This is a genomic window from Aquibium sp. ELW1220, from assembly GCF_030398385.1.
Lineage (GTDB): Bacteria > Pseudomonadota > Alphaproteobacteria > Rhizobiales > Rhizobiaceae > Aquibium.
Genome location: NZ_JAOAOQ010000082.1, coordinates 1 through 9,157 on the forward strand (window position 1 = coordinate 1; position 9,157 = coordinate 9,157).

The following is a 9,157-nucleotide window of genomic DNA, read 5'->3' on the forward strand; positions in this document are numbered from 1 at the left end:
TTCTTCCGATATCTCGGCGATCGCCTCGGCATACCCGCCCACCAGCCGATACCGCGACTCCCCGATCTCGTCAGGCAAGCCGCTCAAGCCTGATCGCCCGGAAATCTGCCCCGGTTACCATGACGGCGATGAAGGTATCGGAAATCCCGTTATGTTCGAGATACCCGCGAAGGGCATCGGCCGGCGCGAGCGGCGGGCTGGCGCCGCGCCCGGCAAGCTCGATCAAGTCGAGGGTCATCGGGGTTTCGCTGCCGCGATGGATCACCTGGATGGCTTCGTCCACCAGCGCGTGTTCGGCCGCGAGCAGCGCCGTGAGCTTCGCATGCGAAAGAGCCTCAGGCATGGGCCCGCGCGGCACCGTGCCGCTGCCAGACATGGCGCGTGAACCTCGGCCAGGACCGGGCCATGTAGCCGATCCGCCGCGCGGTGCGCAGGTGATTACCGAGACCCCAGCCGGGCCGTTCCGGAGGCAGGATGCGCTCGATCCACAGGAAGGCCGCGACCGCCAGCATGGCGGGCAGGACGAAGGGGCCGCAGGCCATGGCGAACAGCATCGGCGCGGCGCAGGCGCCGGCGCAGGAAGCCGCGGTCCGGCAGCCATGCGTCAGCGCAGTTGCGTCGGCCACGATGCCATGCCCGGCCAGCGGCCGCTCGACATGGCAGCGGTTGAGGAACCGCTGGCGCCAGGGCAGCGCATGCCAGACGAGGCACAGCCCGGCAGTCGCAACGGCGGTGGCCTGCCAGTTGGGCAGCGCCGCCGACAGGACGGCATGCGCCACCGTCAGCAGCGATCCGAACACCAGCCAGAAGGCCGCGTAGCCCAGCGAGAAGGCCAGCATGGCCGGGAGGCGCTTGCGCGCGAAGACCCGGTCCGAGATCGAAAGCAGCGAGGGCACAAGCAGCGGTGTCATCATCGCCGCCACCATCACACCGTGCGCGGCAAGCACCGCCGGCAGTCCGTTGACGGCGACGAATGCCTCCACGGACGCGACCCCCGTCCAGCCCTCCCCGCAGATCACCGGCAGCAGGATCGGGCCGCCGAGCAGCAGCACCACCCACCCCGCCGCGCTGGTCGCCGCAACCGCTCCGACTATCCGCAGGTGGCGCTTGCGCATGGCTCGGTCAGGGCGTGTCCTGGTAGATGTTGACCCGGCCGATGGTCGGCGGTTCGATGCCCCGGGCGGCGGATCGCGGAACGATCGAGACCCGCAACCGGTCGAGGTTGGGCTCCGTGTCGAAACCCATGCGCTGAACCAGCTTCGTGATGTCGAAGGTCAGCGTCATGCCGTCGTTCCCCTCGGCCAGCGCCGATGCTTCCCCCAGGCCGAAAGTCGAGAAGCTGCCGAGGATCATGGCTCTCGCTTCGCCGGACGGCAACTCGCCCCCAGCGGCGCCGTAGTCGACCTCGACCTGGTAGATGGCGACATTGTTCAGGCCGCGTATGCTTTCCAACGTGAGGAAGAAGGCGCCCGCGGCGGCTGCCGCTTCGGGGCCTTCGGTCATCTGCTCGCTGGCCCGCCGCAGGACCTGCTCGTCGACGGCCACCTCCGTCGTTGCGCCGCCCGCCCCAAGCCTGATTTCCGTGCCGTTGGTGCCGATGAGCTGCGTGTCCACTGCCTCCACCTCACCCTGATGCGCCGGCGGGACGAGACCTTCCGTCAGTCCCGCGGTTACGACCAGTGGATCCGAGACGTCATCATAGACGTAGTTGAGGAGCGGCGCATCCGTAGCGACCATTTCGGCGCTGGCGAAGTGCCACTCGCTGCCGTCGGGCCGCGGCATGACGAAGGGCCGGTCCATCGGTCCGCCGAGCCAGCGCGCGTCATCGGGGTTGCGGTGTTTCTGATCCCGCTTCAGCCAGACCTCCCAGAGTCTGTCGATATTGGCGTGGTGCAGCCAAAAGAGCGGATCGAGGCCGGCGGTCTCGAACAGGGACATGAAGCCGGGAACCTCGCCTAGGCCTGGCAGCTCCGCCGCTCCCCCGACGGCCGTGTGCACGTTGCCGTGCGGGGTGCGTTCGAGGGACCCGGCCTGTCCGGCATTGTGGCTTGTGGCAGAGCCGCCGCCGCCGAAGCCGCCCGCCGTGTTCCAGCCGCGCGAATAGACGGAGTCGCTGAGTGCCCCCAGATCGACATCCAGGTCGGACAGTATGACCTCGCCCGCCTCGGAATTGCCGAAGCGGAAGCGGGTGTAAAGCGGGTTCGGCGTGCCGTCCGGCATATTTGGCGCCGTGAACGCGGGATGCACCTTGCGCGCATTCGGCTCGGCCGTGCTGCTGTAGTTCCAGTACGGCAGCGCCCAGTCCTGCGGCCCGCCCGCCTCCACGACCGCGGACAGGACGATCTGCTCGAAAGCTGAGAGATAGCCTCGGTGCCAAGGGAGGAAATACCACGAGCCGTGCTGGCATTTGCTCCAGAACATGTCGAGCTCGGTTCCGCCCGGGAGCGTCTCCTCCGGCTTGAGTACGCCCAGAGCCCGCCAGTGCCCTTCGTGGTATCCGTGCATGCCGGCGAGAAACCGCCAACTCGTCCGCTCGGTCACGGGCCGCTGCGTCATGACGCCGACCGCCTTGGCATACCAGATCAGCGTCTCATTCCAGCCCGGTCCTTCGGACCAGACGCTTCGACGGACACGGCTCATCCCGACCTCCCCCCGAGGCTGCGGAGTCGATAGTCTCGGCGACCGTCGCAGCACCATCGTTGCAAGCTGAGGAGTACAGTATACGTAAAAGCAGAAAGACACCAAGCCGGAAATTATCTATTTGTTGCAGCGCCCGTGACGATGAAAGGCAACGATTTCTCACGGTGCAGCGAGTATTAGCGTGGCATGATGAATGGCCACTGCGGATAACCGTGCTGTCCCGACGCCACTTTCGATCGCCCTCCGCGCCACAGCGAGCGTGCGGGACTCTCTGCTTTCGCGCGGTGAAAAAATTGTCGTTTTGGAGGAGTGCGCCGCGCCTGAGTGAGCGTCATCCAGCTGGACAGATCGCTCCCGGCGAGCCTGGTCGCGTAGAAGTTACCATCGAGCTTGGCAGTCGGACGATCCAGATTCGAGACAATAGCTGCAGCGTGCCCTTTCACGAATTCGGCCGGAAACTGGCCGCACTCGGAGGCAGCGCCAAGCGTGGGACGTCGGCGCGCGGGATTCGCGGCGTGGCCGGCTCGCCGGTCTCGCTTACGCGCAGGAATTGACTTTCCGTTCGCGCATTCCAAATGAGGCAAGAGTTGCCGAGCTGCGCTCGGACTGCCGGATGGAGGCCGGAAGAGATGTCGAAAGCTCTGTCGGTTGATCTTCGGGTTGGCATCAACCCGAAGCAGGACCGGAGACGATCCATCCACCCCAACCGAACTTGCCGGCCCACTTGCGCCGGGTGGCAGCCTGCGCTCGCCGAAGACATTCGGCCGGCGGCTTGCCCAAGAGCACCTCGGCGTAAAGCTGTTCGACCAGATAGCTGGTGGGGAGGTCATAGAGTGGCCAAAGCGTGGTGATCACGGTTTCGGCACCGCTCGCGTGAAAGGCGGCCTGTAGCCCCAAAATCCCCTCGCTCGCGTCGGAGGACGCCACTCCCGAGTCACAGGCGGCTATGACGACGAGCTTCACGCCACGAAGGTCCAGCCTGATCACGTCGCGGGCTGACAGCAAGCCCACCTGACCGGGAGAAGTCGTGCCGCCGAGAACCAGGGCTGTTCCAGCCAAAGGGTCGCGCCGCGCGGCTGCGGCTATCTGCGCTCGGACACGACCTTTGTCCGGGGCAGCGGTCGCGACGAGTCCGTGGGTTGCGATGTGAATTCGCGTTGGCACGCGGGACAACGCAGCAACCACCGCCGGCACGGTAGCCTCGTCCTCCGCGAGCACCGTGGGGCCTTCTCCATGAAGCATCTGTGCAACCAACACGGTTTCAGTCGCGACCCCGGGGAGGTCCATAAGGGCCATGCTGGGATGAAAACGTGAGACCCCGACCACCAAAGACGGACCAGGGCTTCTGGTTGCACGCGCCGGTCCGGCCAAAGCATAAGCATCGCGCGGTTGAATGATCGTTGCACAATCCGCGATCAGCTTCCCATTCGAGAGCGGCAAGGCACAGATCGGATGCATGGCAAGAGCATGATCCGGCATCCACACCAGCCTTTCAGCGGCCCCGGCGACGCGAATGAGGTTGTCGGAGAAACCGGTCAATGCTGGCGGCGCAGCGCCGTCCTTTTCGATCCAATCACGGAAGGCATTTTCCAGCGTCTCCGCCTCCCCCAGTTCCGTCAACGTCAGCGCGTTCCATGACCTCGAGAGCAGCAGACGGCTTCTTTGGCCTTCAAGCGTGTAAGTTTCCGCGATGACCAGCGCGTAGTCGTATTGCGCGCCGGTTTCGCGGGCTTTCCACAGCGGTTCGGCTGCCACACCATCGGTTGGACTGGCTCGCCAGATCGAGGCCGCGAGCCCGCGCAACGCGAGTATCGCTTCGATCAAAGTGCCAATTGCCCAGTTCGACCGCCGCCGCATTCTAAGCAGGATCAGAATGAACACTTCGAGATGCTGTCGCGTCACGCGGAGATGACCAAGCTCGAGGAAGGAATTCCTCCGATCGACCAGACGAGAAAGCAGCTTGCCTTCACGGCGCATGCAGCTTTGAAGGAGCCTTAGTGCTTGGCTCGACTTCCCGGTCGCGGCGATAGCCTCGGCCAACTCGCCATCGAGCAACAGCCTCTTTGGATGGTCGTCGGCCACCATGCCTGCCAATTGCCGCACGGCCTGAGTGCGGAGTGCCAGGCATTTCTCAAAGCTCTCCCTATCCCACGCAATCCGGCCGCGGACCTTCAGCGTATCGGCATGTCCGATCCATTGCTTGCCGTACTTTGCGTCGCCGATTGTCTTGGCTTCGTCGAGGAGGACCTCAGCACGGTCGAGGCTCCCCAGTCTTCTTTCAACATCCGCGAGCAGCTGTCTGATCTCGACGCGCTCGTCGGCATCGTCATCTGGCCGCCCCTCCAGCAAGTCGTAGGCACGCTGGAAGCTTTGGCGAGCCGCCTCATACCGCCCGATTCTGATCTGGCACTCGCCCTCCATCGAATGCGCTTGGCCCTCAAGGCGTTTGGAGAAAGTGCCTGCCAGCCGTTGCACTACCCGACATCGGCGGATTGCCGCTGAGTTCCGGCCAGCCTCAAGATCCAGATCGGAAAGGTGAATGAGAGCCCGGGCATAGTTCGTCGTCGCTGTTTGTCCGGACTTGCGTGCCACAGCCGTCGCCTCTCGGAGCAACTTGCGCGACGAGCCGATGTTTCCCCTTGTACGCTCGCTGTGTCCTGCATTGACGAGCACGGCGATCAACTCGGTCGGAGGGGCTTCACCGCTCCGCTTCGTGAAATCGATAGATTCGAAGAGTATACGCGAGGCCTCGTCGAAGCGGCCCTCGATCATCCGCATGACGCCAAAGTTCGACAGTATGACGCTGCGCTGAAACCAGTGCTTGCCCTCGCCCGAGGGGCAGGCTTCCAGAGCTTCCGCGTAGATTCGCGAAGCGAGGGCGAACTGGTTGAGGTCTTGAAGTGCGGTCGCGAGATCGCAAAGAACCACCCCCGGGGCCTTTGAGCCCGGCCGGATCAAGAATGGCAGCCCGCAAGCTGCGCGCAGGAGAAGGGAGAGCGCTAGGGCCGGATTGCCGCGATCCAAGCATTCCCTGCCTGCGATATGCATCTGGCTGACAGAGGCATCGGCTCTTGCTCGGGCATCGGCGGTTTTGGCACCAGCGACCGTAGTTTGCGTGATAATGAGCGCCGCAAGGTGAAGTTCGATGTTGTGCGAGTCGTCTGTCTCGACCCACCTTAATGCGGCATCGGTGTCACCCGCCCCAATCGCAGCAGCTGCATTTGCGAGCGCATGCCGCGTCTGATCCGGTGTCCAGTAGAAGTTCGTTCGATGAGCTAGCGCTTTGACAGACGGCCGCCTCATCGGCCGTCGTGCCTGCCTGGCGATCCGAATGTGATCAGCAGTTTTGGCTATCCTCATCGGAAGCGCATCAGCGGGGGCCCCCTCCGGATTGAGAAGCTCAACGTCCGACCCGCCGTCGATCACGTCTGTTTGCTCCGCGTCAGACAAGAACCTGTGCTCGCTGCTTCGTCACATCAGCTCGCCTTGCCTATTAACGCATGCGCTATCTCTCTGGCGATCGCCTCCTTGTTAAGATACTCTACGATGCCGTGATGATTGTCTGTTGTGTTGTCTATCTTACCGATGTCCATGATCGGTGTCGGAGGGTCCATCGAAAAACGCCCCGAACCAAGCGGGTACAAGGCTACGTCGTCTCGCTCGTCATATGCGTTGATCCAGCTACCTACGACCGTAGGAAATTTCCTTGGCGCCATAGCGCGCCGTATAGGTCCGATTCCAAGCGGCGAGCCGATCGTCATGAAGAGCGGTACAGACGTTGAGGCGTTTGCGTCCTTTAGCAATCTGTAGGCGACAACCGATCCGAGCGAATGCGCGACGACAACGCAATTGCCGGTAAACGCTGGAATGACGGTTTCGTCAACGGCCCGCTGCGCGCCCGCGTGATTTAGGTAGAGGTAGACATCTCGCATGACCATCGAGATGAAAAGCCCGGTTGTGCCGGGTAGACGATCCAGCAACCGGAAAAGGCCTTGCACCCACTCCGGACTTCTTGGACCGGCGTCCCGTACAGCGTCACCGACAAGCTCATCCTGAGCCTGCGCGTCTATGCCGTGGCGTGCCAGTACCTCTGTAGCCACCTCCGCTTGGAACTCGAGATAGCCAGGATCCTCCGCCGAAGCGAACCCGCGTGCGGTGCCATTGTTGACACTATCGCCCGGAAAAACCCAGCTCTCAAGTACGTCTCCGTAGAATGGAAAACGGATATCGACGTCATCGAGGAGATGCGCTTGGCCACCAAGTCCTTTCCGGAGCGACGAAATCCATGTCTCTTCTAGGACCGCTCGATCCTTGCCGGCCTGACTGCGGCCGTGGATCAAGACCAGTGCCGGCTTGCTCATTGCTTCGCCCTTGCTTCGAGTTCGCTCTTTAGTCCGCGCATTCCGTCGGGGTCTATCGTGGTCCAGAGCGCAGGCACCAAATGATCCATGAGACCGACGAGATTGGGAGGCACGTCGGCAAAACGGTTCTTCAGCAGCGGCCAACCTTGCATGAGCATGGGACAGAAAGGCGCAGCCAAATCGAAACGGCCCTTGAATTTCTTTGAGCGACCTCCGAGCAGCAGAGCGACGTCGAACGGCAAATATCCGTCCAAATCGTTGCGCATGTACCTTGCGACAGACCGAACCAGGTTCTGGCGACCGACCTCATGGTAGGCATATGAGGCGTAGATACCGAGCGTAGGATCGACAGCTTTCATCGTCCGGATGCGATCGCCGAATCTTGCAGGCTCCTCGTCGGTGATCCGAAACACCCCATGCTTGACCTTGGCCGCCACACCAGCCCGTAGCTCCCCCAATTCCGTCCATCGGTCCGGTTCGCTGAGCCACCGCTGGTGCAGGTCTGACGGAATGTAGCTGATATTTGCCACCCTTCCTTGCTTCACTTTTATCGAGGCAATGTAGCCGTCGAAGGCGCCGATCACGGTACCCGTCCCGCCATTGAACTGAAGAACGACCGACCCCGCGCGCTGGACAGGATGGATGCGCGTGAGATGACTGCGTTGCGAGCCGCCGAGGATTTCGGTGTCCACCCCCACTCCGTGCGCCCATAAAACGACGGCCCCGTCGACCTGAATTCCCGTATGGGTCTCGAAATGACCTTTCTGGTCAGCACGCCTGATAAGGGCTTTGCTGCGATCAACCCGCAGGGCGATGTCACGCTTCAAGCGGCTGCTCTCGGGATCGCGTTCCGCGGCAGGACGCAACTCCCCTCGCCTCTCGCCGACAGCTTCATTTTGCGCGATCGAGGTGTCAGGCTCTGGCGGTGGAAAGAGAGCTCGGCCGATATGTTTGTCGACAGGAGGTGTTTCGACAATGCATTCCGGTTGCTGCGGCCATTCTATCTTCTTCTTTGATGCCGCTATCGGGACGTGTTGCTCGAGGTGAGCGCCCAGTTGCGAGAGGTTAACGACGCGAAGAACTCCAGCCGTCCCCTTCACATGTCGGACCAGCGCTACCTCTGGTTCATTGATCTGCGGCGGCAGCTTCTTCGGGTAGCCGTGGGCTGCAAGCAATTCGGTGGTGAATATGCCCGCACGTTGGACGACCTCGGATATCTCCTCATCAACCTCGAACGCCGCTGCGTTCGGCGCAGTCGGGAGCAGCCTGTCGACCCTGCCCCGCGGCCCTGGCCTTGCGCGCAGGTTTGGGAAAATTGCACCGCCAGCAACCCTCCGCAGCGGACCGGCTGGAGGATTCGAACGGCATGCATCCGAGATGAAGGTGACAGTCCGAATTCCGCAGTCGCGCGCCAAATCAGAATTGCTCGATAACGAGATCGCTTCGTTCGGGTCATCGGGCGCGGCTGAAAGCAACCAGATTTCAGTACCGAAATTGTTGAGTCCGTGGCCGGCGAAATAGATAACTAGGTGATCGAGTGTTCCTTTTTCAACGAACTGCCGTACCGCGCCACCAATCGCCGCCAAGCTGACCGCGCCTGTGCTCCGACGACCAGCCTTTGTATCAGTGAGCAGAACAGTGTCAAAACCTTCGCCCCGCAGCCAGGCATCGACGCGCTCCGCATCCGCAGCCGCACCTTTTAGCTTCGGCAGGTTGCCTCCGGTCCTGTCCACACCGACAATGATTGCACCCCGACTGGTCATGATCCCCCCGTGCTCGACCGCAGCCATGCTGGCTACACAGCGACGATGCTCAAGATTACTAGGCTCGCCCCTTCGGGGCAACGCTGCTACTCAAGACGGCAGCAATCGAAAAGCATAAGTGGACTGTAATCGTGCCCAGCCTCGCCGAACTCGAAGAAGAACTCTACAGCTCCGCCGAGGGCTTTCGTTCACTCAGGACGCGGGAGCCCCTGGATCATGCCGTCAAGGTTCTGAAGGCACTTCTCTCGAGCTCGGAATGGTCGGCGCTGTCGCTAGCCCGTCTTATTCACGACGGCGTGTTCGCAAGGCTGGCGGATGTAGCATAAGCGGTTGATTTGGCGTAGGATTCGGTTGCTTAGGCCAATCCTGCCGACAACATCGCGCGAGCCACAC

Annotated in this window: 6 protein-coding genes; all 6 read right to left on the reverse strand. The window is 62.3% G+C overall.

Annotated features, from left to right (window positions below):
* Positions 1-70: 70 nt before the first annotated feature.
* The 6 genes from N1F91_RS30405 to N1F91_RS30430 all read right to left on the reverse strand — a co-directional run bounded on the left by N1F91_RS30405 (position 71) and on the right by N1F91_RS30430 (position 8,791).
* Positions 71-376 (reverse strand): hypothetical protein, encoded by a 306-nt coding sequence (locus N1F91_RS30405; RefSeq protein WP_289997653.1) that lies wholly within the window; start codon positions 374-376, stop codon positions 71-73.
* Positions 336-1,115, reverse strand: coding sequence for a DUF2182 domain-containing protein (locus N1F91_RS30410; protein ID WP_289997654.1), 780 nt, complete (start codon positions 1,113-1,115; stop codon positions 336-338). The genes N1F91_RS30405 and N1F91_RS30410 overlap by 41 nt, the downstream gene beginning before the upstream one ends.
* A 7-nt stretch (positions 1,116-1,122) precedes the next feature.
* Positions 1,123-2,640, reverse strand: a complete 1,518-nt coding sequence (locus tag N1F91_RS30415) for a tyrosinase family protein (RefSeq protein WP_289997656.1) — start codon at positions 2,638-2,640, stop codon at positions 1,123-1,125.
* A 666-nt stretch (positions 2,641-3,306) separates the two neighbouring features.
* Complete coding sequence (locus N1F91_RS30420) at positions 3,307-6,066, reverse strand: CHAT domain-containing tetratricopeptide repeat protein (RefSeq protein ID WP_289997657.1); 2,760 nt, start codon at positions 6,064-6,066, stop codon at positions 3,307-3,309.
* A 50-nt stretch (positions 6,067-6,116) separates the two neighbouring features.
* Complete coding sequence (locus tag N1F91_RS30425; protein WP_289997658.1) at positions 6,117-7,001, reverse strand: hypothetical protein; 885 nt, start codon at positions 6,999-7,001, stop codon at positions 6,117-6,119.
* Positions 6,998-8,791 carry a caspase family protein gene (locus tag N1F91_RS30430; RefSeq protein ID WP_289997661.1) on the reverse strand — a complete coding sequence of 598 codons (1,794 nt, stop codon included), beginning with the start codon at positions 8,789-8,791 and terminating at the stop codon, positions 6,998-7,000. The genes N1F91_RS30425 and N1F91_RS30430 overlap by 4 nt, the downstream gene beginning before the upstream one ends.
* Positions 8,792-9,157 lie beyond the last annotated feature (366 nt).

Coding starts and splice junctions, on each gene's coding strand:
- N1F91_RS30405 (WP_289997653.1), bottom strand. CDS start 376: ATGTCTGGCAGCGGCACGGTGCCGCGCGGGCCCATGCCTGAGGCTCTT.
- N1F91_RS30410 (WP_289997654.1), bottom strand. CDS start 1,115: ATGCGCAAGCGCCACCTGCGGATAGTCGGAGCGGTTGCGGCGACCAGC.
- N1F91_RS30415 (WP_289997656.1), bottom strand. CDS start 2,640: ATGAGCCGTGTCCGTCGAAGCGTCTGGTCCGAAGGACCGGGCTGGAAT.
- N1F91_RS30425 (WP_289997658.1), bottom strand. CDS start 7,001: ATGAGCAAGCCGGCACTGGTCTTGATCCACGGCCGCAGTCAGGCCGGC.
- N1F91_RS30430 (WP_289997661.1), bottom strand. CDS start 8,791: ATGGCTGCGGTCGAGCACGGGGGGATCATGACCAGTCGGGGTGCAATC.